The sequence below is a fragment of the Oceanobacillus sp. M60 genome (assembly GCF_053839645.1).
Genome location: NZ_JBSSNH010000008.1, coordinates 61,551 through 88,464, shown reverse-complemented (window position 1 = coordinate 88,464; position 26,914 = coordinate 61,551). Strand labels below are relative to the sequence as shown.

Annotated in this window: 19 protein-coding genes; 13 read left to right on the top strand and 6 right to left on the bottom strand. The window is 37.7% G+C overall.

Going from position 1 to position 26,914, the window contains the following annotated elements; translation table 11 throughout:
* Positions 1-254: 254 nt before the first annotated feature.
* The 6 genes from ACW0TQ_RS19160 to ACW0TQ_RS19135 all read left to right on the top strand — a co-directional run bounded on the left by ACW0TQ_RS19160 (position 255) and on the right by ACW0TQ_RS19135 (position 9,765).
* Entirely contained in the window at positions 255-1,922 is a 1,668-nt protein-coding gene (locus ACW0TQ_RS19160) for a thiamine pyrophosphate-dependent enzyme (protein ID WP_256705094.1), read from the top strand.
* Positions 1,923-1,975: 53 nt separating this feature from the next.
* Complete coding sequence (locus ACW0TQ_RS19155; RefSeq protein ID WP_256705093.1) at positions 1,976-3,406, top strand: NAD-dependent succinate-semialdehyde dehydrogenase; 1,431 nt, start codon at positions 1,976-1,978, stop codon at positions 3,404-3,406.
* 93 nt (positions 3,407-3,499) lie between these two features.
* Entirely contained in the window at positions 3,500-5,188 is a 1,689-nt protein-coding gene (locus ACW0TQ_RS19150) for a dihydroxy-acid dehydratase (RefSeq protein ID WP_332094556.1), read from the top strand.
* A 708-nt stretch (positions 5,189-5,896) separates the two neighbouring features.
* On the top strand, positions 5,897-7,222 hold the full coding sequence (locus tag ACW0TQ_RS19145) for a gluconate:H+ symporter (RefSeq protein ID WP_455725923.1): 1,326 nt from the start codon (positions 5,897-5,899) through the stop codon (positions 7,220-7,222).
* A 172-nt stretch (positions 7,223-7,394) separates the two neighbouring features.
* Positions 7,395-8,723: a glucarate dehydratase gene (gene gudD / locus ACW0TQ_RS19140; RefSeq protein WP_256705090.1), complete on the top strand. Its 1,329-nt coding sequence runs from the start codon at positions 7,395-7,397 to the stop codon at positions 8,721-8,723.
* A gap of 349 nt (positions 8,724-9,072) precedes the next feature.
* Positions 9,073-9,765 carry a FadR/GntR family transcriptional regulator gene (locus ACW0TQ_RS19135; RefSeq protein ID WP_455725940.1) on the top strand — a complete coding sequence of 231 codons (693 nt, stop codon included), beginning with the start codon at positions 9,073-9,075 and terminating at the stop codon, positions 9,763-9,765.
* 174 nt (positions 9,766-9,939) lie between these two features.
* Here the strand turns inward: ACW0TQ_RS19135 and ACW0TQ_RS19130 are convergent, their stop codons facing one another.
* On the bottom strand, positions 9,940-10,560 hold the full coding sequence (locus ACW0TQ_RS19130) for a class D sortase (RefSeq protein ID WP_256705088.1): 621 nt from the start codon (positions 10,558-10,560) through the stop codon (positions 9,940-9,942).
* Between the two features lie 61 nt (positions 10,561-10,621).
* The gene (locus ACW0TQ_RS19125) at positions 10,622-11,131 is read right to left on the bottom strand and encodes an excalibur calcium-binding domain-containing protein (RefSeq protein ID WP_332094558.1); all 510 of its coding nucleotides are present in this window, start codon (positions 11,129-11,131) and stop codon (positions 10,622-10,624) included.
* Between the two features lie 573 nt (positions 11,132-11,704).
* Here ACW0TQ_RS19125 and ACW0TQ_RS19120 point away from each other — a divergent pair.
* From ACW0TQ_RS19120 to ACW0TQ_RS19100, 5 genes are all read left to right on the top strand, one after another.
* Positions 11,705-12,490, top strand: a complete 786-nt coding sequence (locus ACW0TQ_RS19120) for a MurR/RpiR family transcriptional regulator (RefSeq protein ID WP_193064616.1) — start codon at positions 11,705-11,707, stop codon at positions 12,488-12,490.
* A gap of 256 nt (positions 12,491-12,746) precedes the next feature.
* Positions 12,747-14,159, top strand: a complete 1,413-nt coding sequence (locus ACW0TQ_RS19115) for a glycoside hydrolase family 1 protein (RefSeq protein WP_193064617.1) — start codon at positions 12,747-12,749, stop codon at positions 14,157-14,159.
* 538 nt (positions 14,160-14,697) lie between these two features.
* Positions 14,698-16,095, top strand: a complete 1,398-nt coding sequence (locus tag ACW0TQ_RS19110; protein WP_455725922.1) for a PTS transporter subunit EIIC — start codon at positions 14,698-14,700, stop codon at positions 16,093-16,095.
* A gap of 107 nt (positions 16,096-16,202) precedes the next feature.
* Positions 16,203-17,651: a M81 family metallopeptidase gene (locus tag ACW0TQ_RS19105; RefSeq protein WP_193064618.1), complete on the top strand. Its 1,449-nt coding sequence runs from the start codon at positions 16,203-16,205 to the stop codon at positions 17,649-17,651.
* 126 nt (positions 17,652-17,777) lie between these two features.
* Entirely contained in the window at positions 17,778-19,187 is a 1,410-nt protein-coding gene (locus ACW0TQ_RS19100) for a M24 family metallopeptidase (protein WP_455725921.1), read from the top strand.
* A gap of 519 nt (positions 19,188-19,706) precedes the next feature.
* Here the strand turns inward: ACW0TQ_RS19100 and ACW0TQ_RS19095 are convergent.
* Positions 19,707-21,491 (bottom strand): DNA ligase D, encoded by a 1,785-nt coding sequence (locus tag ACW0TQ_RS19095; RefSeq protein ID WP_193064620.1) that lies wholly within the window; start codon positions 21,489-21,491, stop codon positions 19,707-19,709.
* A gap of 90 nt (positions 21,492-21,581) precedes the next feature.
* Here ACW0TQ_RS19095 and ku point away from each other — a divergent pair, with 90 nt between their 5' ends.
* Together ku and ACW0TQ_RS19085 are read left to right on the top strand one after the other, a co-directional pair.
* Positions 21,582-22,439, top strand: a complete 858-nt coding sequence (gene ku, locus ACW0TQ_RS19090) for a non-homologous end joining protein Ku (protein ID WP_455725920.1) — start codon at positions 21,582-21,584, stop codon at positions 22,437-22,439.
* A 246-nt stretch (positions 22,440-22,685) separates the two neighbouring features.
* Entirely contained in the window at positions 22,686-23,984 is a 1,299-nt protein-coding gene (locus ACW0TQ_RS19085) for a S8 family peptidase (RefSeq protein ID WP_042529735.1), read from the top strand.
* Positions 23,985-24,246: 262 nt separating this feature from the next.
* On the opposite strand, the gene ACW0TQ_RS19080 is transcribed toward ACW0TQ_RS19085, so the two are convergent.
* The 3 genes from ACW0TQ_RS19080 to ACW0TQ_RS19070 all read right to left on the bottom strand — a co-directional run bounded on the left by ACW0TQ_RS19080 (position 24,247) and on the right by ACW0TQ_RS19070 (position 26,595).
* Complete coding sequence (locus tag ACW0TQ_RS19080) at positions 24,247-25,707, bottom strand: APC family permease (protein ID WP_193064655.1); 1,461 nt, start codon at positions 25,705-25,707, stop codon at positions 24,247-24,249.
* A gap of 280 nt (positions 25,708-25,987) precedes the next feature.
* The gene (locus tag ACW0TQ_RS19075; RefSeq protein WP_455725919.1) at positions 25,988-26,302 is read right to left on the bottom strand and encodes a GntR family transcriptional regulator; all 315 of its coding nucleotides are present in this window, start codon (positions 26,300-26,302) and stop codon (positions 25,988-25,990) included.
* 20 nt (positions 26,303-26,322) lie between these two features.
* Entirely contained in the window at positions 26,323-26,595 is a 273-nt protein-coding gene (locus tag ACW0TQ_RS19070; RefSeq protein WP_455725918.1) for a GntR family transcriptional regulator, read from the bottom strand.
* Positions 26,596-26,914: the final 319 nt, after the last annotated feature.

Genomic DNA, 26,914 nt, shown 5'->3' with positions numbered 1-26,914 from the left:
TTAATTTAGGAGTCATTTTTTGTGCGGTTATAGACTTTCATTTAATGAAAGAAGCTATTGAAAATAATAATCAGAAGATTAAATAATGATTATTGACAAACAATTATTAATGTCTTACAATTAAAATCAAATCATTAAAAAACTTATATTGCAACCTTCAAATATTGCTAATCAGGAGGAGGCAGTACATGGAGTTAATATTAGAAAGAAATTTTATGTGATGAATTAAAAATAATAGCAAAGGTGGAAAAGAAATGACACAAGTTAGTCAGAGCGATACTAAAGTAGAGAAAAGAACTGGTGGTCAAGCGATTGTTGATGTTTTGAAAAAAGAAGGTGTAACGAAAGTTTTTGGCGTTCCTGGAGAAAGTTATTTGAATGTACTGGATGCTTTTTACGAAGAAAATGAAATCGATTTCATTTCTGCGAGACAAGAGGGTGGCGCCTCATTTATGGCTGAAGGTTATGCGAAAGCTGCAGGTGATGTAGGTGTTTGTACAGCAACAAGAGGCCCGGGTGCAACGAATTTGTCGATTGGGCTACATACTGCGCAGCAAGATTCTACTCCTCTTGTAGCATTGATTGGACAGGTTGAACGTCCGTATAGAGGCCGTGAGGCATTTCAAGAAGTAGATTTTGTTTCATTCTTTAAAGATTTATGTAAATGGACAGTAGAAATCGATGATGCTGACCGTATCCCGGAAATTCTGCACCGTGCTTTTCATGTAGCACGTTCAGGAAGGCCTGGGCCAGTGCTGGTTTCATTGCCAGAGGATATGCAAGATGACATTGTAACTAGAGATACACATGAACCAATAAAGGTAACTATGATTCGTCCTGATGCAGATGCAGTACAAGAAGTTGCCGAAGAACTAAAAAATGCTGAAAAACCAGTTATTATTGCTGGCGGAGGCGTAATTCTATCAGAAGCTACTCAAGAGCTTGTTGCATTAGCAGAAGCCATGCAAATTCCCGTAGCTACAGCGTTTAGACGCTTCCATGCGTTCCCGAATTCGCACCCAAATTATATTGGTGCATTAGGGTTGGGAGCTAGAAAGTCTCTGAGTGAATATATTCAAGATAGTGATCTTGTTTTAGCGCTTGGAACTAAATTCTCGCAAATGACAACAGATGATTATTCTTTAATAAATGAACAAAATAGCCGTTTGATTCATGTAGATATTTCACCAGATACTTTGGGGAGAGTTTATACACCGTCATTACCTATTGTTTCCGATGTAAAGGAATTTTTAAAAGAGCTTCTTAACGTGATTAAACCGGAAGAAAATGTGGAGCGTCAAAAGAAAGTAACAGAAGCAAACGAAAAGTATACACAATTTTCAACACCTGAATTAACGGATAATAAAGAATACGCAAATATGAAATCAGTCATCCATTATATTCAAAATGAACTGCCAAAGAATACGGTTATTACAAGTGACGCAGGTAACTTCTTTTCGTGGATTTCCCGTTATTTCAAATATGATGAAGGGGGGACGTATTTTGGACCTACATCAGGAGCGATGGGTTACGGGATGCCATCGGCTATTGGAGTGAAAGTAGCTCATCCAGATAAAACAGTCATTTCTATTTCAGGTGACGGCGGATTTATGATGACTCCGCAAGAATTTGAAACAGCTGTACGCTATGATATTCCTATCATCTCTATTGTTGTAAATAATAATATGTTTGGAACTATCCATACGCATCAGGAAGCGAAATTCCCTGGACGAGTAGTGGGAACAAAATTGACAAATCCAAACTTTGCAGAATATGCAATTAATTTTGGTGGACATGGTGAAAGAGTTGAAAAGAATGAAGATATTGCAAGCGCATTTGAAAGAGCGATTGCATCTGGACTTCCGGCATTGATCGAAGTAATGACTGACCCAACAATTTTATCAGCAAATCAGGAACAATAATCTAATCAAATAATTTTCTGCATATGATGCGGGGATAGAAAAGAGGAGATAAGATGCTTTATATAAATGGGACATGGGAAACTTCAGAAGATAATTTAGAAGTGACTAGTCCAACTACTGGTCAACTTCTTGGAACAGTCGCAAAAGGAGGAGAACATGAAACGAAGCTCGCAATTGACGCTGCGAGAAAAGCTTTACCTGCTTGGTCTAAACGAACTGCAAAAGAAAGGTATGATTTTTTAAATCGCGTTGCGGAAATCTTACGTTCTAGAACGGATGAGATTGCTGAAGTAATTACAACAGAAATGGGGAAACCTGTGCAAGAGTCAAAAGCGGAGATTAGTTTAGCAATCGATTATTTAGAATGGTTTGCGGAAGAAGGAAGACGAATTTATGGAGAAACCATTCCTGCATCGTCTCCAAGTAAACGTTTATCGGTTATCCGCCAACCGATTGGAGTTGTTGGAGCGATTACACCATGGAATTTTCCAATTGCAATGATTACAAGGAAGATAGCTCCAGCCATGGCTGCAGGGTGTACTGTTGTATTGAAACCAGCTTCTTCCACGCCTCTTACAGCTGTAGAAGTCTTTAAGGCCTGTCATGATGCAGGAGTTCCGGAGGGAGTAGTGAACTTACTTCATGGATCTGCAAGTAAGATCACAAAAGCATTAATGGATTCTCCTGATGTGCGTAAAATTACATTTACTGGTTCTACTGAAGTAGGAAAACAGCTAGTAAGACAATCTGCAGATACGATGAAAAAGCTATCACTCGAGCTTGGAGGACATGCACCATTTATTGTATTTGAAGATGCTAATCTAGAGCAAGCTGCAGAAGCTTTAATTGCTAGTAAATTTAGAAACGCGGGTCAAACATGTGTTTGTACCAATCGTGTTTATGTCCATGAAAGTATTGTGAAGCCTTTTTCTGAATTGTTTGCAGAAAAAATAAGGAAATTAATAGTCGGTGATGGACTGAAGCCAGGGGTTACAATTGGACCATTAATCGATAATAATGCAGTCAATAAAGTAGAAAAACAGGTGCAGGATGCAACAGAAAAAGGAGCAGAAGTATTAGTCGGCGGGAAGCGACTTGCCGATGGAGAATACGCAAAAGGCAACTTTTTTGAACCAACACTTTTAGTAAACGCAACACATGATATGAAGATATCATACGAAGAAACATTTGGACCTATTGCTCCTATCTTTTCGTTTACAACAGAAGAAGAAGCGATAGAGCGGGCGAACAGTGGTGAATACGGTCTTGCTTCTTATATATTTACGAAGGATGCTTCTAGAATTGTAAGAGTCAGCGAAGCTTTGGAATATGGGATTGTAGGCATAAATGATCCTATGCCAACTGTTGCCCAAGCTCCGTTTGGCGGAGTGAAGGAATCAGGCATCGGTCGAGAAGGCGGCAGGCAGGGAATTGAAGATTATTTGGAATACAAATATCTTTCTTTCCAATTAGATGAACAATAACTGTGATAGTAAATACATGCTAAGCTCGGGATTCAAACCTGTACGGCAGTGCTTGCATCCTAAGATGATAATTAAATGGGAGGAGAGATGACGATGAAGAAATCAAATGCATCGTATGGTGATGAAGCGTTTAGTGAGTTTTTGAAAATGGCTTTTAGAAGGCACTTGGGGCATGACGAGGAAGATTATGAAAAACCAGTTATTGGAATAAGTAATACATTTAGTGAAGTAAACCGGTGCCACTCCCATATACAGCCGATGGTAGAAGCTATTAAACAAGGAGTTATTATGGAAGGCGGCACCCCTTTGGAATTCCCAATCATGTCAGTAGGGGAGATGTTTACAAGCCCAACAACGATGTTATATCGGAATTTAGTTGCAATGGATACGGAAGAGATGATTACCGCACAACCAATTGATGGAACTGTTTTGATTGGCGGCTGTGACAAAATGGCGCCAGCCCAATTGATGGGGGCAGCAAGTGCTGATAAGCCTGCTATTTTATTTACGGGCGGACCAATGAATAATGGGAAATATAAAGGAAAAACTTTGGGAGCCTGCTCTGACTGCCGTTTTTACTGGCAGGAATATAAAGCAGGTACGGTAGATGAAAAAGAAATCAATGAAATCAATAAACAGCTGGCTCCAACTGCTGGACATTGTATGGTGATGGGATCAGCAAGTACAATTGCTGCTTGTTCCGAAGCTTTAGGTATGATGCTTCCAGGAGGCGCGGCAGCACCTGCAACAGTTAATGAACGTATGCATATGGCAAGAGAAACTGGGCGGGAAATTGTTAGACTAGTGAAAAAAAACATTAAACCGTCAGATATTATGACGAAGGAAGCATTTGAGAATGCAATCAGATTATTGATGGCTATTGGCGGTTCTACAAATACGGTCATACATCTGACAGCAATGGCAAAAAGACTTGGCATTACATTGAATTTAGATCAATTTGAAAAAATAAGTAAAGAAACACCATTTATTGCTAATATGAGACCAGCTGGTAAGTACCAAATGGAGGATTTATACCATGCTGGCGGGATACCTGCCGTTTTAAAAGAATTAGAGCCGCTTTTAAATGTGAATGAAATGACGGTGACTGGAAAAACAATGAAAGAGAATCTATCTTCTGTAACTATTGAAGAGGTGTATCGCGATATAATTAAACCATTGGATAATCCGTTGCATGCAGATGGAGGAATTGCTGTTTTAAGAGGTAATTTATCACCAAGTGGATCGATCATTAAACCAAAGGCAGTCATCGATAAAACATTGATGAAACATAAAGGAGAAGCTGTTGTATTTACTTCATTAGAAGATATGGAAGCAAGAATAAATGATCCGGATTTAGAAGTTACAAAAGATAGTGTACTTGTTCTCCAAAATGCTGGTCCTGTTGGAGCGCCGGGAATGCCTGAAGCTGGAATGATTCCGATACCTGGAAAACTATTAAAACAAGGTGTTCGTGATATGGTTCGTTTATCGGATTGTCGAATGAGTGGTACCGCTTTTGGAACCGTTATTCTACACGTGGCACCGGAAGCAGCTGTAGGTGGCCCAATTGGATTGATAGAAGACGGCGATATAATAGAGCTGGATATTGAAAATCGCATTTTGAATCTGGATGTTTCAGATGAAGTGCTTGAAAAACGTAAACAAGGTTGGCAGAAACCTGAGTTTGATGATGAAAGAGGTTATAAATGGCTCTATCGTAAACATGTCTTGCAAGCAGATGAAGGTTGTGATTTCGATTTTATGTTGCCGACAAAGTCCTGATAAAGTCCTTTTAATATCCTGCTTGAAAGGTTGAATAGGCTGATAGTTAAGATATAGCAGAGCCGTTATTATAGCAATGTATGGGTAACCGTTACATGTTAATTATGAATGAGTTTTAAGTTTTACACGTTTTGAGTCAGACTGGGACAAAAGGTAATATTAGATTCAAAAGAATAATCAACAAATAAAGCAAAGTATATTTCTAAAGTATGTATCTGTACAATATATGGCTTGAAATTACCTGGTATAAACACCTTTGTCCCCAGTCCATATTTATTTAAAAAGATATATGAATTCCTCCCAAAACAAAACTATTGTATATATGTATAATAGATAAAATTTAATATCTCTTTTATGTATGCGGTTTCGAGTATTTTTAGGATTACTGATTTTTTTAATGCTGAAGAGATTACATTTTCAATGAAAGATTTAACGTAATACCTTTTCTGCATTTTAAGAAAGAATGAATAAAGATGTACGAATTATTACATATTTTGTTGGAGTATAAAATTTGTTTTTTTAGATGTAATATTACAATCTACTAATTTGTAACTATACTAGGTGTTCAATTAATAGAATGATAACTAGAGCTTTAAAACAAACCAATTACATAGGCGATTCGTTTGAGCATCATGAGCATGAAATTAGCAAATAAATATACTGCAACATGATATAGAATCAATTTATCTTTGTAAGGAGTGTCAAAAATTGCCTTTGTTGATTGTTGCGTTAGGTGTTGTGTTTCTTTTAATTTTAATGATTCCATTAAAGTTTAACGGGTTTATAGCATTAATCTTAGTAGCCATACTAGTTGGACTATTAGAAGGAATGCCATTAAATACTGTAATGGAATCTATTTCAGATGGAATTGGGGGACAGCTGAATGACCTTATTCTGATACTTGGGTTTGGAGCAATGCTGGGTAAAGTTATAGCAGATAGTGGTGCTGCTCAGCGGATATCCAATACTTTAATTGGTAAGCTAGGAATCAAGCGCGTGCAGGTAGCGATGCTGATTGTATCGTTTATCCTTGGTGTTACCATGTTTTACGAAGTAGCTTTTGTCTTATTAATTCCTTTAGTTTTCACTATTGTTCGTCAAACAAATTTGAACTTACTTTATGTTGGATTAACGATGTCAATCGGTTTATCAACAACACATAGTTTTTTACCGCCACATCCTGGTCCGGCAGCAGTCGTTGGGGTATTTGATGCAAGTATGGGGTTAACCCTCCTGTATGGCCTTATTATAGCTATTCCAGTAGGAGCATTGATTGCTTTATTATGGCCGAGATTAAGTATCGTAAAAAAGATGAATCCATCGATTCCTGACGGACTAATAAGTACAAAAGAATTTAAAGAAGAAGAAATGCCGAGTTTTAGTGCAAGTGTTATATCAGCGCTTATTCCTGTTTTTTTAATGGCAGTATTAGGGGCTGCTGAAATTGCTTTACCAGAAGGCCATCCTTTTTTGAATGTTATGATGTTCTTTGGATCAGCACCAATTGCATTATTAATTGCGTTATTGCTTTCTTTTTATGTCCTGGGGATAAGAATTGGCCGTTCATTAGAAGATGTCATGCAATCATGTGTTGATAGTGTTAAACCAATGGCAATCATTATATTGGTCATTGGAGCTGGAGGAGCCTTTAAACAGATACTTGTAGATAGCGGCGTTGCTGATTATATTCAATCACTAACAGATGGTTGGGCAATTTCCCCCATATTACTTGCATGGTTGATTGCTGTTATTATGCGTACTGCTCTAGGATCAGCTACTGTAGCTGTAATGACAGCTGCTGGTATCGTACTTCCACTTGTTGAATCCTCGGGCACAAGTTTAGAAATGATGGTTCTTGCTGTTACCACTGGCAGTATTGCGTTTTCACATGTAAATGATCCAGGTTTCTGGTTATTTAAAGAATATTTTAATCTCACAGTAGCTCAAGCAATTAAGGTTAGAACGACGTATACCACTGCATTATCCATATTGGGACTGATTGGCGTATATATTTTGAATATGGTTATAGGTTAGTCTTTTCTGAAAATAGGATTGTAAATAATTTAAACCCAAATTTTTAGGAATATGAAGGGCAATCAGCTTTCTAGAAAGAAGGTCTTGCAGATTGCTTATGTATAAATGTATTTCGTCATATAGCTAGCAAAGTATTTTTTAAAATAAATAATATAAAGGGAGATTGATAATCATGAATACACCAACTGTTACACAAATGGAAGTATACCCAGTAGCTGGAAAAGATAGTATGCTATTGAATTTAAGCGGTGCGCATGCGCCATACTTTACTAGAAATATAATCATTCTTGAAGATTCAAGTGGTCAAAAAGGGATTGGAGAAGTGCCGGGCGGGGAAAAAATACGTCAAACATTGGAAGACTCAAAACAATTGATTATAGGAGAAACTATTGGTAATTATAAAGCTGTACTGAATAAAGTTCGAAGCACATATGCTGATCGGGATGAAAGCGGCAGGGGTGCACAAACTTTTGATTTAAGAACAACAATTCATGCTGTGACAGCAGTAGAAGCTGCATTTTTAGATTTATTAGGCAAGCATTTAAATGTACCTGTTGCAGCACTTCTTGGTGACGGTCAACAGCGTGATGAAGTGGAGACACTTGGATATTTATTTTATATTGGCGATCGAAATAAAACAGATTTACCTTACGAGTCTGGAGACAATGCTCAGAATGATTGGTACCGGTTACGCCATGAAGAAGCATTGACACCTGAAGCAGTTGTGCGATTAGCGGAAGCTTCTTATGAATTATATGGATTTAAAGACTTTAAATTAAAAGGTGGAGTGTTATCAGGAAGCGAGGAAATAGAAGCTATTAAAGCTTTAAAAAATCGTTTCCCTGATGCTCGTATTACACTGGACCCTAATGGAGCATGGTCACTTGATGAAGCCATTTCATTATGTAAGGATATGCATGGAATTTTAACATACGCAGAAGATCCGTGCGGCGCTGAAAATGGATATTCCGGAAGAGAAGTGATGGCAGAGTTCCGGAAAGCTACAGAGTTGCCAACAGCTACAAATATGGTTGCAACAGATTGGAGACAGTTAGGACATGCACTGCAACTAGACAGTGTTTCAATCCCATTAGCAGATCCGCATTTTTGGACAATGGAAGGATCAGTAAGAGTTGCGCAGTTATGTAATGAATTTGGTTTAACATGGGGTTCGCATTCAAATAACCATTTAGATATTTCTCTTGCAATGTTTACTCATGTAGCAGCTGCTGCGCCAGGGAATATTACAGCAATTGATACGCATTGGATTTGGCAGGAAGGGATTGAACGTTTAACTAAAGATCCTTTTAAAATAGAGGGAGGTAAAATTGCTGTTCCGAATAAACCAGGTCTTGGAGTAGAAATTGATATGGAGCAAGTGGTGAAAGCTAATGAAATTTATCATAAAGAAGCGTTGAGTGCGAGAGATGACGCAAAAGCGATGAAGTACTTAATTTCTGGATGGGAATTTGATAACAAGCGTCCATGTCTTGTGCGATAAGCGTATCCTGAAACTTTAAAAAGTAAGTTTTTTAAAGAGGTTATTAGAAGTATTGGAATAAAAAATTAACAAAATGCAGGTTTCATTAAATACCAAAATTAGCTGTTGAATATTGCTGATTTTGGTATTTTTGTATGCTTACAAATGTTTAATCCATAGCCAGTAGAAAACTTATTTCAATATAGTGTATAATGGCATTCAATAGTTCTATATAAAAGATATGCATTTTTATAGTAATAAATTTCCACAGAATATGGATGTTTCTGAAGAGAAGGGTTATATCAGCATTCAATTTTTTGATCAATATAATGATTAGTACTGATAAATTATCTACATTAAAGAAAGGAAGATTGACTTGGTTGAATTTAATAAGAATCCGATACAAAGAAATACATTATCCAAGCAAGTTTTAGAACATATTATTTCTATGCTGATGGATGGACAACTTCACCCTGGAGATAAGCTTCCATCTGAATTAACATTAATGAATGACCTTGATGTGAGCAGGCCGGTATTAAGAGAGGCGCTTAGCTCTTTGGAAACATTAGAAATTGTTAAGCGGAGGCCGCGAGGAGGGACATACATAAATGAAAAGGTTGGAAGCAGCCCGTTTAAAGCAATGTTAGCATTGTCAATCAATAACATCCCAGCTATTATCGAAGCTAGAATGACGTTAGAATTAGGACTAGTAACAATTGCGGCAGAGAAAATTACAGAGGAGCAGCTAGAGGAGTTGAGGGGGACAATTGGTAGCATTAAAGCAAATGTAGATAACAACTATGGACAATATGATAAAAAATTTCATAGTATAATTGCTGAAAGTGCAAATAACCCTGTAGTAGAGGGTATGATTGATTCTTTATTGATGGCTCATGAAAAAACGGACAGCCTTATACCATTTCGTGAACCTCAGATAACAATTGATTACCATACAGCGATTTATGAAGCATTAAAGAACAGAGATCCAGTTCAATCATTTAAAGAGATGTATAAACATCTTAGTTATGTCCGCGAAAAAATCTTGTCTAGAAATGATGTATAGATTCTTTTTGTATATAGAATAGAAAAAGTAATAATGACAGTTAAATGAATTACTTATACCTTACTGTAGTAACTTTTCTTTTTGGCTAAGCAGATTAATTAGAATGTGTCTATCTCACTCTATAAAATTATCTCTGCCAAACACCATACAAGGGCGGATCAGTTTTCCGCCCGTTCACTCCACAAGCGTAGCTTCTATAATATAACGATCAGGCGCATACCCGATAAAATCAAACGGATAGCATGTTGTCAGCGTCAATGTCGGCTCCTCTTTCTCGACAATCACAGTACGATCCGCTGCATCGGTAATCCATGTCTTATTAATTTCATATTCAAAGGTCTCGCCATTGTAATGGACTTCCAATATATCCCCTTGTCCAAGCTCATCTAGACCAGTAAAGACAGTGTCACGATGCCCGGATAGTACCGTATGCCCGCCTTCGCGGTTTGGAACTGTCGTCCACTCACTTACATACATCCCCACACCTTGGTCAAGGGTGCGTTCATCCGCTCCCCAATATGTCGTAAAACGTTTATTCATAGCTGGAATATCTAGCATGGCTATCTCTGAACCGGCGTCTACCTCATAATTGAGTGTGGATGGATTAACTGTCTCTTCCTCATCACTTTTTTCTGGTATATTTTTTTCTGGTATATTAATAGCTGCTGCCTCAGCCGTTTCTGACTTCTCTGGTATTTCCTGAACCGATTGCGTTGCTTGAAAGTAATTCCAGCCGCTATAAACAACAACAAGAAAACCAATCGCAATCAAGAGCAGCGATAATTTTCGAATCATTTGTTTATCCCCCTTACATGAGAGAAAGGCAGACGATTGAGCCGTCTGCCTATCTAACATTTTATTGACGCTTGCGCAAGCCAAGTCCGCCAAGAATCATTGCACCTAATCCACCTAGGATACCAAGTGGTAATGCTGTTGCGGTGTTCGGCAGCTCGCCGCCTTCTTCATCAGAGGAAGCAGGTTCATCTGAGGTTGCTTCATCATCTGATGATGAAGCTTCTTCTGTAGACGTAGCATCTTCTGATGATGTTTCCTCTTCAGATGCAGCAGCATCTTCAGAGGAAGTAGATTCATCAGTAGATGTGTCCTCAGAAGCTTCTTCTGATTCGTTTGCATCGTTATTGCTGGCAGTAGAGTCGCCTTGAGGCAAGTTCTCACAAGCAATACCGTCTTTATCTCGGTCCAATCCATCCGGATCACTCGGATCGGCATCTAAATGTGCCTGAGCTTCTGGCTGCGTGTCAAAATCAGAACAATTCAGATCATCTGCAGCAAAAACCGATGGCGTTGTACCGAACATAAAAAGAACCGCAAGAAAAGCAACTAGCGTTAAACGTTTCCCTTTCATTTTGTTACCCCCTATATGTATTTTTTTAGCAGTAGTTATAAAATGATTCTATTTTTATAATAGTTTCTATCAAAAAATAACTACTATAACTAATGTAACATAATAGTAATTATATTGTAAAATATTCTTAATTTAATGAAATAATAAACTGTCAATTTATTAATAAAGTAATAACTATCTAGCTTATTTGTGCTTTTTAATAAACCCAAATAAATCTTCCATCATAATAATTTTGATGCCGATAGAAACGGCCACTGGAAACGAGTGAAGAAAAAATCTTTTGAATGGTATAGAATAAATAAAAAAAACTGGAACAATATCTTGAATTGATATGTGTTGTTCCAGGTTTTTTAGTGTAATGGGAGCAGATAAAAAGTCAATATAGTTCTTAATTTAGTAACGAAATCTCTTTTTATTTTCAAATTTCGGATTCCACCCCGTATAATAGAATTTATAGAAATAAGAACATATTTTAAATTCTTTGGGTATGTTAATAACTATATTAAACTCCAGTATATTATTTTCAATAACAAAAACAGTAACATTATTATATGGTAAGTGACGGTGAATAAAATGAAAATAAATAATTTAGGTTTATTAAATTCCTTGTCTTTCATCATCAACTCAGAAAATCCAGAAAATACCGATTATACATTGGCTCATTTTATTTTGAATAACTTATATCGTATTTCTTCCGTCAGCATATGGGAAATGACGGAGGAATGTTTTACATCCAGATCTGCAGTGAGAAGGTTTTGTTTAAGGTTAGGATATGATAATTTCAGTTCATTGAAGAACTCCATTTCCAAGCTTGTTTTTCCCAGTGATTTAAGACATCGGGACATAAAAGCAGAGCCTGACTATCGCATTCATATAAAAAATCTAGTTGATGAAATGATTACTGACATTGACGAACAAATAACAGACGAGGATATCAATTATCTTTGTGAGTTAATCAATCAGGATGTAAATGTAGTGATTCTGTGCGCAAATAATACGAGTGGCAATGCATTAAGATTTCAACAAGAGCTGATGTTTGCCTCAAAAGTGATTCATGTTATTTCTGGGTCATTCACCACGAATGAAATTCTGAAATTACTTCATGAAGAAGATGTCATTATTACCATCTCTGCATCTGGTAAATTTGCGGAGTTGTCATTAGAATTTGTTCAGAGTTTAAAAGGACATAAATTTCTAATAACGGGAAATAAAGCGGAGAAACTGAAGAATAGCTATGATAAAACTTTTTATATTAGCAAGGATGGTTTCTCAGCTGATTATTTAGGGATTTATGGAAAGTACGGGATTACTTATATTCTTGATTTATTATCGATGCAGTATTTGTCATTGTATACTTGACTATGCTGTTTATTTTCAAAAGCCTTCATAAAAAAACTTAGTAAATCTGTTTAGCACATTTATAGCTTGTTTAAATTGCTGGATAAAAAGGATACCATGTCAAAGCCTTGCTCTATGGAGCGGGCTTTTTGTTTTCCATATTGGTAACCATGGCAATTTTACGATGGTTCAAATTCTGAACCACTTCGTTTTTTTGAAAGTGCTAACATTGGATTTAGATGAAGGTTATTCATCATTATTGCAGGGAGGTATTTAAATGAAACAAGTACATGACAAGTTTCTATGGGGTTCTGCTACAGCAGCATATCAATGTGAAGGAGCCTGGGATGAAGATGGAAAAGGTCTGGGTGAATGGGATGTCTTTAACCACAACAGTTCTTTAAATATTAATCAGGTAGATGGTGATATCGCTTCTGATTTTTACCACAAATATAAAGAAGATATCGACCTGATGGCAGCGGGTAACCAAAACACCTATCGATTTTCTATCTCATGGGCGAGAATTATTCCACAAGGTGTTGGCGAAGTAAACCAAAAAGGAATTGATTTTTATAATCATGTCATCGATTATTGCCTGGAAAAAGGGATTACTCCGAATGCGACGTTGTTTCACTATGATTTGCCATATGAATTGTCTCAAATTGGCGGTTGGGAAAATAGAGAAATTATCGATGCCTTTGATGCGTACGCGAAAGTTTGTTTTGAAAATTTCGGAGATCGGGTGAAGATTTGGTCTACGGTAAATGAACCAAGGTATTATGCTTATTGCAGTTATGTGGTCGGTAACTACCCGCCAAACTACAAGCTGGATTTTAATCGTTTCTGGAATGTTCTCTACAATCTGATGTTAGGCAGTGCCAAGGCCGTTGATACTTACCGGAAATTAGGCATGGATGGCCGAATCGGTATTGTTCATGATAACGGGAATGTTGAATTGGATCCTGCAACAAAAGAAAAAGATGCAGTAAGGTTAAGAGCGGATGTTTTTTATAATCGCATGGTTCTGGATACAAGTGTATTTGGGAAGCTTCCAGAAGAGTTAGGTGAAGTGCTTCAGGATTGGGGAGTTGACCCAAGCTTCGTCTATCAAGAGGACGTTTCTGATTTTGCGAAAGGTAAAGTAGATTATATTGGCTTGAACGTCTATAACCGTCAATATGTAACCGATTATTCTGAAGGTGAAACAGAAGTGTTCCATAATAACAGAGGGAAAGGATCTAATTCAAAAGAAGGGATACGCATTAAACATGTCTTTGAAAGCTCCTTTGATCCTCATGTTAAAAGAAACCTCTGGGGAAGAGAAGTTTATCCTAAATGTATGTATAATGCTTTGATGGAAATCAAAGAAAAGTACGGGGATATTTTAGTATATATTGCGGAAAATGGACACGGACAATATGAAACACCTGATGAGAATGGATATGTAAATGATGATAACAGAATCGAGCTATGTGGAGATTTTATTCATTACATGTTAAAAGCGCGTGAAGAAGGCGTGAATGTACAGGGTTACTATATGTGGTCCACGATGGATTTATACAGCTGGATTAATGGCTATGAAAAAAGATATGGGCTTGTCCGGATCGATTTTGAGAATGATACGAAACGGATACCGAAAGCAAGCTACTATTGGTATAAAAATCTAATTGCGGAAAACAGAGATATCTAAAAACAGTTATTTGTTTGCTGATGGATGATGGAAAGAAATAGAGTTTGGCGGGCATGAAAGTGAAGGGGTAAAACCTGTCCATTTGTTTCTAGTGTGATGATGCATGTCCGCTTAAGCTCTTTTTCAAACGGAATGGTATAGTCTATATAGTGAAATAAATGAAAATAACAGAAATAAAATTGTTGTCCTTGATAAATCGTATGGTGATTATAAAGCCGACTTAGATGTGCTTAACTATGTAAGCGGTATTTTATAGACAGGTAAAAGTCTACAAGGGAATCGATGTTATGGGTTTGGCTGCTCCGCTATCGAATTCCCATCTTAACCTAAAATAACTACACAGCCAGAAGAATCGATTTTATTTATAAAAGGTTTGATTGTGAAAATGTTAACATACTAATTTGTTCAGACGTCAATAGGACTTAAATTTTGTTTTAGTACCACATTGTTGGATTTATCGCGGAGAATCGTCCGTAAAAATCCCGCTGAGTGAAATTTTGTTTTATTAATAAGCAGGCAGAAATGGAGGGAATAAAAAATGAAATATGTTGAGATGTCAAAACAAGTATTGGAGCACGTTGGCGGTGTAGATAATTTAAATTATGTTGAACACTGCGCCACTAGACTTCGTTTACATTATAATAACGAGAAACTGATAAACGAGGAAGCATTAAAAGGGATTGAAAATACGTTAGGTGTCATTAAGAAAGTTGGCCAAGTGCAGATTATCATCGGGCCTAATGTTAATGAAGCATACAACGATTTTTTAGAGGTGTCTGGGTGGAAAGAGGGGCAAAATAACGAAGCAGGCTCTGCAAAAGAAGCGGAAGAACCGCAAAAAATGAGTTTTATGAACTATTTAAACAAATTTGGTAATTTTATGGCTGCCGTATTTATGCCTATTGTTCCAGCACTGATTGCTGGCGGAATCATTCTTGCCGTTAAAAATCTATTAATCAACTATTTTGGTTTAGACATGGAATCTGGCACTGCAGTCATTATCGATGCTATTTTCAATGCAGCATTTACCTTCTTACCAGTTTATCTAGGATTTACAATGGCGAGACGTTTAAAAATGGAACCTATTTTGGGAGCAGTATTGGGAGCGTTGCTTGTCAGCTCGAATATTAGCGGTCAAGAAGGGCTAAGTTTTTTAGGAATCGGAATTCCAGCGGTGGACTATAGCACCAGCGTATTACCAGTTATGCTTGGTGTTGGGCTTATGTATTTCGTGGACAAATTCTTTAAGAAGGTTATTCCTGAAATCGTCATCTATTTTTTGAAACCGCTATTAACGATGATTATTGTTGTACCAATAACATTAATCGTGTTAGGACCTATCGGAACCCTTTTAAGTGACTATGTGGGTTCAGGGATTACAACGTTAATGAGTACAATCGGCGGACTGGCGATGCCGGTATTCGCTGTGGCTTATCCTTATATGGTTATGTTTGGATTAGATAAAGCGATTATGCCAATCGGTTTTAACAGTGTTGCAACGATTGGATATGACCCTGCCATTATGGTTATGGGGTTCATCTCCAACCTGTGCATTGGCGGAAGTGCTTTAGCAGCAGCTACTTCCATAAAAAATGATAAAGCGAAGAAGGGTATGATTGTTTCTTCTGGTGTAACCGCACTTTGCGGGGTTACAGAACCCGCTTTCTACGGTGCTTTGATTACGCGGCCTAAAATATTAATAGGCACTGCAATTGGAGCTGCAAGTGCTGGTTTGGTTGCTGGTATATTTGGATTGAAAAGCTATATTATGGGTGGAACCCCAGGGTTATTTACTGCGATGTTCTTCATTGATAATCAAGGAGGATTAGGGAATTTATTTTTAGCGGCAATCGTAGGAATTGTTGGGGTGGTTGTCTCCTATATTTCCTGCAGGATTATTATTTCAAGAACGAAATCAACAGAGAAGGCTGAATAAAATAAAGATTTTTCATTGGAGATAAAAAGATTTACTAAATATACCCGGGCCTTGAAAGGCTGGAAGGAACGGATATATTTCTTAAAAAAGTTGATGAGGTGAAATCGATGAAAGTTTTGATTGCACGATTTATTCTTGAATCGAATGCCAATATTCCGTATAAAAGTAATTTAGAGGATTTTGATCTCTTATTTGGAGAGGATTGCATTCGGGAAATGAAATGTAAAGATGTGTTTGCTAAAAAAGGTGTGGAGATAATTCCTTCCATTTATGCTGATGCATCAGCTGGCGGCGTTTTAGAAAAAACGGCATTTGATTATATTGAAAAGAGAATCTTGGAAGATATTAAAAAGCATATTCATGAAATTGATGGGATTTTTCTTCATTTACACGGGGCGAGTGAAGTAGAAGATTTGGAAGGCGGATCTGGGGATCATCATATTATGAAGATGATTCGCAAGCTGACAGGCCCTTATTTGCCAATTGCGGTAGTAAGTGATCCGCATGGTAACCTGTCTAAAGCGTATGTAGAAAGTACCACACTGATTCGCAGTTATCGCGAATCTCCACATACAGATATTAAAGAAACAATTGAATTTATTTGTGAAAAGCTCGTTGATTTGTTGGAGCAACGTCAAAATATTACCCCAGTATATCGTAAATTATCAATGATTTTAGGCGGAGAACAAAGCGTCTCCGCAGATGAACCAGTAAAATCGATTAATCAATATATGGATGAATTAGAAGCGGATTCAAGAATATTAAGCTGTTCCTGGCATGTTGGGTATATTCGTCATGACTGTGATGTTGCAGGGTGTGGAATTGTTGTTATTCCTTCAACAGAGGCTGATCAGGAATATGCAGATCAAATTGCGGATCAGTTGGCGGAATATGTATGGAATAAACGTTATGAATTCCATTATACTGGCTTAACTGCACAGCCGGAGGAAGCAATGAAAATGGCATTAGCGTGTGAAGGAAAGCCAGTGTTCATTACGGATTCAGGAGATAATGTAACATCGGGATCGGTAGGGAGCAATACCTTTATTTTACGTCAGGTATTACATCTTGATGAAGGTCATAACAAACGGTTTTTATTTGCCAGTATTCATGACGCAGAAACCTTAGATAAGCTGAAAAGCTATGAAGCGGGGGAAGAAACAAGCATTTCTTTGGGAATGGATATAGACGAATTATCCGCAAATGTAAATTTAGATGTTGTTATTAAAGCGAAAGGATATTTAGCTGGTTATGCTTATGTGAGAGAGGGGAACTTTGGTGATTGTATAACCGTCAGAATCAAGGATAAACCGATAGATATCGTTGTTTCAGGAAACAACCATCCGTTTGTTGAAATTGAACAGTTTCATGCGGCTGGTCTCGATTATAGAGACTATGATATTATCATTGTTAAACAGGGATATATTTTCCCTGAATTAAAAAAAGAGGGGAAATTAAATATCATGTCATTAACGCAGGGGGCAACGCTGCAGGACACAGCAAAACTTCCATTCAAGCGCATTATGCGCCCCATGTTTCCTATTGATGATATTTAGAAAGAGCAAGAATGGTACTACCCATTGCTAAGAAACAAGGTAATGCACAGGATTGGAATAAATGCATGTTCCTCTGATTAATAAAACCAATCAAATAAAAACATGTATACATTGGAGGCAAGTTAAATGGAAAAACAATATGATTCTAAAAAAGCACAATTAATAGAAATGGATGCTCCTGCTCCAGATTGCACAGGGACTCCAATATTGCTGGATGATACAACGATGCAGCAACGAAGAGAAAAGATATTAGATGAGATGCGTCACGATGGATTGGATGCGCTGCTGGTTTACGCGGATGTGGAACATGGCGGGAATTTTGAGTATTTAGTTGGATTTATTCCTAGATTTGAAGAGGCTTTATTAGTCCTGCATGCTAATGGAGATGCTTTTCTGGTCTTGGGAAATGAAAACTATAATAAAGTACAATTTTCGAGAATTCCAGCAAAAGGAATTCATTGTCCGCATTTTTCCTTGCCTAATCAGCCGATGGAGCCTCACAGTAAGATGTCAAGTGTTCTTCAGGAAGCCGGAATCAAGGATGCAATGAAAATTGGAATGGCTGGATGGAAGCATTTTACCAGCCAGGTAGAGGATAACCGGACTTTATTTGATGTTCCTTCTTTTATTGTAGATACGGTTCGGGAAATGGTCGGGAAGGAAGGTTCTATTACGAACCATACAGATATCTTCATCGGCGGGGATCGTGGCGTTCGCAGGGTGAATAATGCGAATGAAATGGCTCATTATGAATTTGGGGCATCCCTGGCAGCAGATTGTGTCTTGCGTGCGATAGACAAGCTGGAGGTTGGCATTTCTGAAATGGAATTAGGAAATGAACTCCATGCCTACGGTCAAAAAAATAATGTCGTCACGATTGCATCAACGGGTAAACGATTCGAAAACGGTAATTTATACCCAACTTCTAAAAAGGTTACACTAGGGGATGCCATCTCTTTAACCGTAGGATATAAAGGCGGATTATCGAGCAGAGCAGGATATGCTGTTATGAACAGCGAGGATTTACCGGAGAGTAAAAAGCATTATATAGAGGATCTGGCAGCACCGTACTATACTGCAATTATAGCTTGGCTGGAGAATATCCAAATTGGAATGCCGGGCGGGGATATGTATAAGCTGATGAACCATGTTTTGCCACAGGAAGCATATCACTGGGGACTATGTCCAGGACATTTGACGGCGGATGAAGAATGGCTATCGTCGCCAATCTATAGGGATTCAGAGGAAGTTATCAAAAGCGGCATGATTTTTCAAACAGATATTATTCCGCGTGTTGATGGATACGATGGTGTTTCGGCGGAAAGTACAGTAGCCATTGCGGACGATGTGTTAAAACAGGAGCTTAGAGATCATTATCCGGCACTTTGGGAACGGATGATGAAAAGAAAAGCGTATATAAAAGAGACGCTCGGCATCCAATTAAGCGAGGATGTTTTACCGTTATGCAGTATGGTTGCTTATTTGCGACCATATCTGTTGGATAAGAAGCTTGCGTTTTATTATGATCATGACTGATAAAGTTGAATCATTGCGCCTAAATTTTTTGAAATATTTACAGCAGCAACGTGGAGTGAGTTTTAAGTATTAGAAAGAAAGGTAAAAGAAAACAAACGATGTGGTGCCTTATGCTCTGAGTATTAAGAGATATGAAAATTTATTCTTTCTCAAAAAAGAAATGAAATAAAATACTATAAAAATGAGATGTAACTATCCAGTAATAATACAAAAGGGATTTTTTCGGGAAAATATAAATTTAGGCAATAGCCTGTCACCAGTTCTTTGACAGTGTCAGGCTATTTTATTTCTCCTAGTAATGTTTTTCATTCTTCTACTAAGGATTCAAATGTATAAATATGATAAGAAAACAAAAAAGACGCCCGTTATGCAAATCGGGCATCTAATTTTTAAGTTACTATCTATCAAAGGAGTTGCCAAATATCCCATGGACCATTTTATGTCCGTAACTCTGCAATTGTGATTATTACTTATAATAGATAATGTAAATAGCGTTAGAATGGAATCAGAAATAGGCTTTTAATTTTTAACCATTTTCAACACTTTATCTAACTTTTGTTTGCTACCCGTTTCGAAATATCCAGCGAATGGACATCCGACCTCTTGTAGACGTTCTACTGCATTTCCAATTGTAAAGGCTGTTGGTTCTAATCCCTTATGGACTTCATTCCAATATAAAGGCATAGAAACTGTACCCTCTTTTGTCATCCTTGGCGAATAAGGAGCAATCAATGTTTTATCTTGACCGTGTTGAATATAGTCGATGTACAAACGTCCTTTTCTTTTTTTCTTTAATCGTTCTGTCGTAAAATCGTTTGGAAATGCTCTTTCTAATGTTTTTGCTACCGTCTCGGTAAAAAAAACTGTCTCGTCGTATGTCATGCTCCCCTCTCGAATAGGAATATATATTTGTAGCCCTTTGTTTCCAGATGTTTTCACGAAAGATACAAGATTTAAATCATCTAATATCTGCTTTAATAGCTTGGCTGCTTTTACTGCTAAAACAAAGTTCTCTCTGTCAGGCGGGTCAAGATCAAATACAATTTCCAAGGGTGTCACTTGTCCAATTCGTTGAAAAGGAACATGGTATTCGAGGGAACCATGATTTGCTAACCAAACTAAACTTTCTAACTGATTGCATACAATTAAATCATCAGTAGCATCAAATGATAAAAAGTCCGGTGCATAATTCGGTATACTTTTTTGAAAGAACGATTTTTCTTTTATCCCATCGGGACAGCGAATAATTGTTAAAGCGCGTTGTTTTAAAAATGGAAGCATCCAAGGTGATATTTCTCTGATATAAACTAAGAGGTCTTTCTTTTTAAAAACATCTGGCCATAAGTATTTATCCGTGTTAGAAGTCTCGATTGGAATTTGAGCCATGTCTAACTGTAATTTATCCAATGTGCATTCAGTATATGAAGTGTTGGGGTTAATACTCTTAAAATTAGGTTCTCTCAACTCTCCCTTATATAAATCCAGTGTATTGATCATGCTGGCTATTGCAGGAGGTAAATGATAACTACCCTCGACTAATTTCCCCTGCTCTTTAAAAAGTTTTTGTACTGTTTCAGACGATTCTTTAGATAAGCCATGTTTACATGTACCGATACGTATTAAATTATCGTTATCTAATACGTTCACAGCAAAATAACCATTACTTGGGTTATACTCTGTTAAAATGCCTTGAATCACTCTCCAACTTTTAATCTTAAACCAATCATGATGGTTTTTACCTTTTTGATAAGTGCTGTCTTTTCGTTTTGCAACAATACCTTCGCACTTTGATGCTGAAATGACTTTCTGGATTTCTTTAACAGAAGAAAATATTTCTACACATTTTAAAACTTCGTTATCGGAAACTGGCTCTAATAATTGATGAAGAATTTCTTTCCGTAAAGATAAATTATTATTGGTAAGTTTCTTGCCTCTTATTTCCTCGATGTCAAATGCCATCAATGCTGCAGGTCTATTACTTGCCTGTTTTTTTATACGGTCAATGCTTTTCGTCCTGCCACGTGCTTGGATTTTTGCAAAATTAGCTTGGTAGCGATGATTTAATATGACAAGTTCGCCATCTATTTTTAGTGGTAATTTGCTATTAAAGTAATCGTAATTATCATTGCACCAGTTAATAATTTCAGGAAACTTATTAGAGATATCCAGGTTATTCTTACTAGTTAAAATAATATTTTTATCAGTCCAGCTTAGTTCACAACGAAACCCATCATATTTAACCTCATACAACCATTCATCCCCCTCTGGTATATCTGTTCTTTCTATTGGTTTCATCCAGTCCATATATAATCACCTCTTTTTAAATAGGATGCCTCATATCTTTGTATAAAAAACATACAAATCAGCAAAATAAATCAAAAAGGAGTGAACGGAATGCATACGATGTGGAAAGGAACAATCAGTTTTGGTTTGGTCAATATCCCTGTCAAAATGCATGCCGCTACTGAAAATAAGGATATAAAACTGCGGCAGTTGCATAAGAAATGTAAGATGCCTATTAAATATGAAAAGACTTGTCCAAATTGCGATAAAGATGTAAAAAGTGAGGATATTGTAAAAGCGTATGAATACGCAAAAAATAAATTTGTTATATTGGATGACGAAGAATTAGAAGCACTAAAGAAAGAGCAAGAAGACAAAGCTGTAGAGATTGTTGATTTTGTTCAATTGGAAGAAATTGATCCTGTTTATTTTGAGAAAAGCTATTACCTATCACCTAGTGAGGGCGGCTCAAAAGCATACGCATTGCTAAGAGAAGCGCTAACAGATACTGGTAAGATTGGAATTGCAAAAATGATGATACGCTCTAAAGAACAGCTTGCTGTAATTAGAGTGTATAAAACTGCGATAGTAGTTGAAACAATACATTACCCGGATGAGGTTCGGGGAGTTGAAGATGTACCCAATGTTCCTAGTCAAGAATCAGTTGGTAAAAAAGAGCTGGACACTGCCAAGCTTCTTATAGAACAATTGACGACTGAGTTTGAACCAAAAAAATATAAAGATAATTATCGAACAGCACTCATGGAATTAATCGAAGCCAAGAAAAACAATGAAGAAGTTGAAATTGGTAAAGATACCAAAGAAAAGGCGGATAATGTGGTTAATTTAATGGATGCGTTGCAGGAATCGTTGGATCGTGCTAAAAGTGATAAGCCTAAAACAACGAAGCCGAAAAAGAAAACGACTACTGCCAAAAGGGATGCAAAGACAAAAAAGGCTACTTCATAAAAGGATACCAGTCCTTAATATCGGGGGCTGGTATTTGTTATCCTGTTATTTTAGAAGAAGATGATATACAGTCGATGTTAGGCAATAAATCCGTTTTGCTTTAACAAATTTAAATGGTAGTTTACAATAAAACTACTGTATATTTATTTAAAATCTTCTAAAAATAGTAAACCTGTCCGATTGTTTTCTATATTCTTCAGTGGTAATCTATGTATGCAAAATAAATATTTTACGAGGAGGAGTAAGATGAGCAAACGGAAAAAAGTATGGTTCGAAGATGCCGGACATAAACTTGACCCTGGCTTAGTGGAACAATTACGAAATTCTCGGAAAGTAACTAATCAAGAAACCAACAACAATGAAATCCCCATTATCGTTTATTTAAGAAAGAATTGTGAGCAAGGAAAAAAAGACGACCTCTTAAAAGTATGCAACGTTGACTCCCATAATAAACTAGGCAGAGAACTCCACAGTATAAATGCTATAAAAGGACATCTAACACCGGATAGAATTAAACAAATTAAAGACCATGAAGCAGTAGATCGTATTTTTTACGATCGGATTGTAACCTCCTTTTTGGATATTGCCAGTGAGCAAACAGGCGCTGCAAAAGTAAGAGAACAGCTTGGATTAACTGGAAAAGGCGTTACGATGGCAATAATTGATACAGGTATTTATCCGCATGAAGACTTGACGACCCCTGCGAATCGGATTGTAGCTTTTCAAGATTTTATAAATGGGGAAAATGATCCGTATGATGATAATGGACATGGGACACATTGCGCAGGAGATGCTGCAGGAAATGGAAGTGCCTCCAATGGAAAGTATACAGGCCCTGCACCAGAAGCTTCTATCATTGGAATAAAGGTTCTGGATGAACAAGGAAGCGGGAGGTTATCCACCATAATTGAAGGCTTGGAATGGTGTATCGACCATAAAGAAGCGCATCATATTCAGATTATCTCGCTTTCGCTTGGGGCTCCGGCGTATGAATCATTCCGGGACGATCCTTTATCGCTAGCTGCTCAAGCTGCATGGCATGAAGGAATAGTTGTCGTTGCTGCTGCTGGAAATAGCGGACCTAGTGCAGCAACTATCAGTACACCAGCAATCGACCCATTTATTATTACAGTAGGTTCGACAGATGATCAGAACACGTTAGAGCGTGCGGATGACGTTATCGCAGAGTATTCTAGCAGAGGCCCTACGATTGATACGCTCGTTAAACCGGATGTTTACGCCCCAGGCACCAACATTATTTCTTTGCTGGCTTCAGGATCGGCAATTGAATCGGAACTGCCAGAGATGGTTATCGATGAAAGTTATATTCAATTGTCAGGTACCTCCATGGCAACACCAATTTGTGCAGGGATTATTGCTCTTATGCTGGAAGCTAATCCGAATCTTAGTCCGAATGATATTAAGAGTATCTTAAAAGCAACCTCTCATCCAACGCTTGATGACGTATGGGGATATATTGAAGCAGAAAGTGCTGCTCGTATGGCGAAGAATTACCAGCTCTCAGCCCCATCTGAAGCTTTGTAGGAAAGTCAGGTTAAGCAATGGGACTGGGAGAAAAGCTGATATAAAAAACAAGGTATTTTATGCTGCGGAAGATGCCGTATTTCATGATTCGGCTCTAGGTATATGCCGGAGTATGCATCTGTCACCAATACCAATCGATAATAATGGTGTTGCTCCATTCTTCTTACTATAAAATAGAAGTGAATAATTTAATTCATCACACAAGAACGGAAAAAGGATTTTCAAACCTTCCATTTGAAAATCCTTTTTCCGTTCCTGCTATTTACTCATCCTTCTCAATCTCAATTTCTTCCTTCCCGAGAATATAATAACTCAATTCTTTCTCCGGAATCTTCTTGAGATCTTTGCGCTTGATCAGGTAAAAGATAATCCCCAAAATAATCCAGGCAGCTAAAGCAATTCTGGACTCTACTCCTAAGAATGCAGGAGAGCCTGGAATAAGCAGCAGTCCAAGGAAGATAATGCTGGCAATCATCCCAAGAATAGCGATAATTTTCTTCCGGGGAGCTTCAATATGTTTTTTCTCGTTAAAGGTGTGATCCTTTTTCATTTTAAATAAGGTAGAAGCTGCATAGCATGTATAAAAATAAGCAATGGTTACACCGATGGAGGACATGTCTACCACCCACATCAATGCTTCTCTTCCGAACCATGGTGACAGCATCGCAACAATTACTGCGAAAATGATGCCCCAGTATGGCGTTTTATATTTCGGATGAAGCTTGGAGAAGCCTTCCGGAATAATCTTTGCCCGGGACATGGCGAACAATAGGCGGCTGGATGAGATGATAAAGCCGTTCAACCCAGTAAAAATTCCCATTGTCAATGCGACTGCAAGGATGGCTAACCCTAAAGGTCCGAGCAGCTCTTCAACAATATATCCGGTTCCCCAGATATGATTTTCTTCTACAACGCCTTCCCATGGGCGAATCATGGAGGTTGCTATAATCATTAAACTGTATAATGTAGCTGCAGCTAAAATAGCAAAGACGATTAAACGAAATGCTTTATGGGATGGGAAATCAAATTCCTCTGCAGCTTGCGGAACATTGTCAAAGCCGACATAAGCCCATGGAGCAATGGCAACAATGGAAATAATCGCAGCAATTGCTGTTGTTTCTGGCGGGAACATTGGTGTAATATTAGAAAAACCTGCACTTGGCTGGATGCCGACGAGAAGCAGCAGAATAAAAATAGCTGCAATCATAACGATACAAAAAACGAATTGCATACTTCCTGACAGGGTCGTTCCTCTAATATTAAAAAATCCAAATAAAGCGAGTAAAATGGCTGCTACTAAAATTTCGGTCAAATAGACATCCCAGCCGGCAATCTGATAAAGCGGGATATTTTCAATCAATCTTGGAAAGATAAATTTAATCATCAGCGCAAATGCAGATGCATTCAGTGCCACGATGCAGATATACCCTAAAGTTAAAAACCATCCGGAAATAAAAGCATGCGTCCTGCCGAGACTGACATAGGCATAAGCGAATTCTCCTCCGGAAACGGGAAAGCTTTTTATCAGAAACCCATAGCTGACGGCAATCAGAATCATGAGCAAGGCACCGATAAAGAAGCCGATTATTACTCCGAGCGGTCCGGCGGTGGACATCCAATTGATTGGCTGTACAAAGGCTCCCCAGCCAATGGCTGATCCTAACGCAATCGCCCAGACCCAATGCGGCTTGAGTGTTTTGGTCAGTGTCTCTCTCTTTTTCACTTCTCTCATAAGTTAATCTCCTTCGAATATGGAATGGTATGAATTTTTTCTGAATGATAGACGGTGTTATTTTGAAAAAAATTGTCTGTTTTTGACAGATTAAACCGTATAAAACCCTGCTATCCGTATAAAGGCAACGAAGGCATTCAGCCAACAGATTGGTGAATGCCAATTTTGCTAATATACATAGGTATACTTCATATTTTATACGATATAACATCGTCTTCTCAAGATGGTTAGAATGTCCGTACCAGTTAACACGAAGGAGAGGATTATGTCATTATTTGCTATTTCTCGACAATTTTATTTTGAAGGAATACATATCTGCCCGATAAAAAGCTCTCTCAAATTCGACAAAACCGCCGTTTTTATCAGTGATTTTTCTTTCTGCAATCATGATGCTTGACCCCTCCGGAATGTGCAACAACCCCGAATCACTTGCTGTGGAAACTCCCGCTCTGATTTCCTGCTCTGCTTGAAAGGTTTTGACTTTTAACTCCCTTTCCAGCAGCTCATAGAATGTCTCCTGATCCAAGTTGAATTGTGCTAATTTCTTTCCTAAGGCAACGGGGTAATAGTGCCTTTCGATTCCCATATGAATATCATTAGCGAATCTTATTCTTTTAAAATAGTGGGCCTTTTCCAGCTTGGTAATTTTTTTAACCTTCCGAATAATTCAATTTCTTGCGATGTAATCAGTTTTGCTCCTGGAGTCATTCCCATCTTCTCCATATTTTCAGAGGTGCTGCTGAGACTTCCAAGCCAGTCATTAATGGTACTTACCGCAACGAAGGTTCCTTTTCCAGGCTTTTTCACTAAGATGCCTTCCAGGACAAGCTGCTGGATGCTTTGTCTGACAGTACTTCTGCTGACGTAATATTCATCCATTAATTCTCTTTCGCTGGGGATTTTATCTGCATAACGGCCATTATATACGTTCTACTCTATTTTTTGCTTTAATTGGACATAAAGCGGAATGGAATTGGTATAGTCTAAGCTCATTGTTGTCCCTCCATTGGTTTTGTCATAAAAGCCTTTGCTGTTGATTGTTTAGCTAATCATAGCATGTTTTGATGGAGGGCGGGTGATTTCGAAGGGGAGTTTGGAGAACTTTATTTGAAAGCATCTTCTTCTAATGATTAGGAAAGATGCTATTTTCACGATATACTGTACATGAATTAATAGAAGGATGAAACGTGAATAAAAA

Excerpts from the sequence above, each read along its gene's own strand:
- ACW0TQ_RS19100 (WP_455725921.1), top strand. The coding sequence starts at position 17,778 with ATGGAAAAACAATATGATTCTAAAAAAGCACAATTAATAGAAATGGAT.
- ACW0TQ_RS19075 (WP_455725919.1), bottom strand. The coding sequence starts at position 26,302 with ATGGGAATCGAAAGGCACTATTACCCCGTTGCCTTAGGAAAGAAATTA.
- ACW0TQ_RS19095 (WP_193064620.1), bottom strand. The coding sequence starts at position 21,491 with ATGGACTGGATGAAACCAATAGAAAGAACAGATATACCAGAGGGGGAT.
- ACW0TQ_RS19070 (WP_455725918.1), bottom strand. The coding sequence starts at position 26,595 with ATGGATGAATATTACGTCAGCAGAAGTACTGTCAGACAAAGCATCCAG.
- ACW0TQ_RS19160 (WP_256705094.1), top strand. The coding sequence starts at position 255 with ATGACACAAGTTAGTCAGAGCGATACTAAAGTAGAGAAAAGAACTGGT.
- ACW0TQ_RS19105 (WP_193064618.1), top strand. The coding sequence starts at position 16,203 with ATGAAAGTTTTGATTGCACGATTTATTCTTGAATCGAATGCCAATATT.
- ACW0TQ_RS19110 (WP_455725922.1), top strand. The coding sequence starts at position 14,698 with ATGAAATATGTTGAGATGTCAAAACAAGTATTGGAGCACGTTGGCGGT.
- gudD (WP_256705090.1), top strand. The coding sequence starts at position 7,395 with ATGAATACACCAACTGTTACACAAATGGAAGTATACCCAGTAGCTGGA.
- ACW0TQ_RS19085 (WP_042529735.1), top strand. The coding sequence starts at position 22,686 with ATGAGCAAACGGAAAAAAGTATGGTTCGAAGATGCCGGACATAAACTT.
- ACW0TQ_RS19130 (WP_256705088.1), bottom strand. The coding sequence starts at position 10,560 with ATGATTCGAAAATTATCGCTGCTCTTGATTGCGATTGGTTTTCTTGTT.
- ACW0TQ_RS19125 (WP_332094558.1), bottom strand. The coding sequence starts at position 11,131 with ATGAAAGGGAAACGTTTAACGCTAGTTGCTTTTCTTGCGGTTCTTTTT.
- ku (WP_455725920.1), top strand. The coding sequence starts at position 21,582 with ATGCATACGATGTGGAAAGGAACAATCAGTTTTGGTTTGGTCAATATC.
- ACW0TQ_RS19120 (WP_193064616.1), top strand. The coding sequence starts at position 11,705 with ATGAAAATAAATAATTTAGGTTTATTAAATTCCTTGTCTTTCATCATC.
- ACW0TQ_RS19155 (WP_256705093.1), top strand. The coding sequence starts at position 1,976 with ATGCTTTATATAAATGGGACATGGGAAACTTCAGAAGATAATTTAGAA.
- ACW0TQ_RS19115 (WP_193064617.1), top strand. The coding sequence starts at position 12,747 with ATGAAACAAGTACATGACAAGTTTCTATGGGGTTCTGCTACAGCAGCA.
- ACW0TQ_RS19150 (WP_332094556.1), top strand. The coding sequence starts at position 3,500 with ATGAAGAAATCAAATGCATCGTATGGTGATGAAGCGTTTAGTGAGTTT.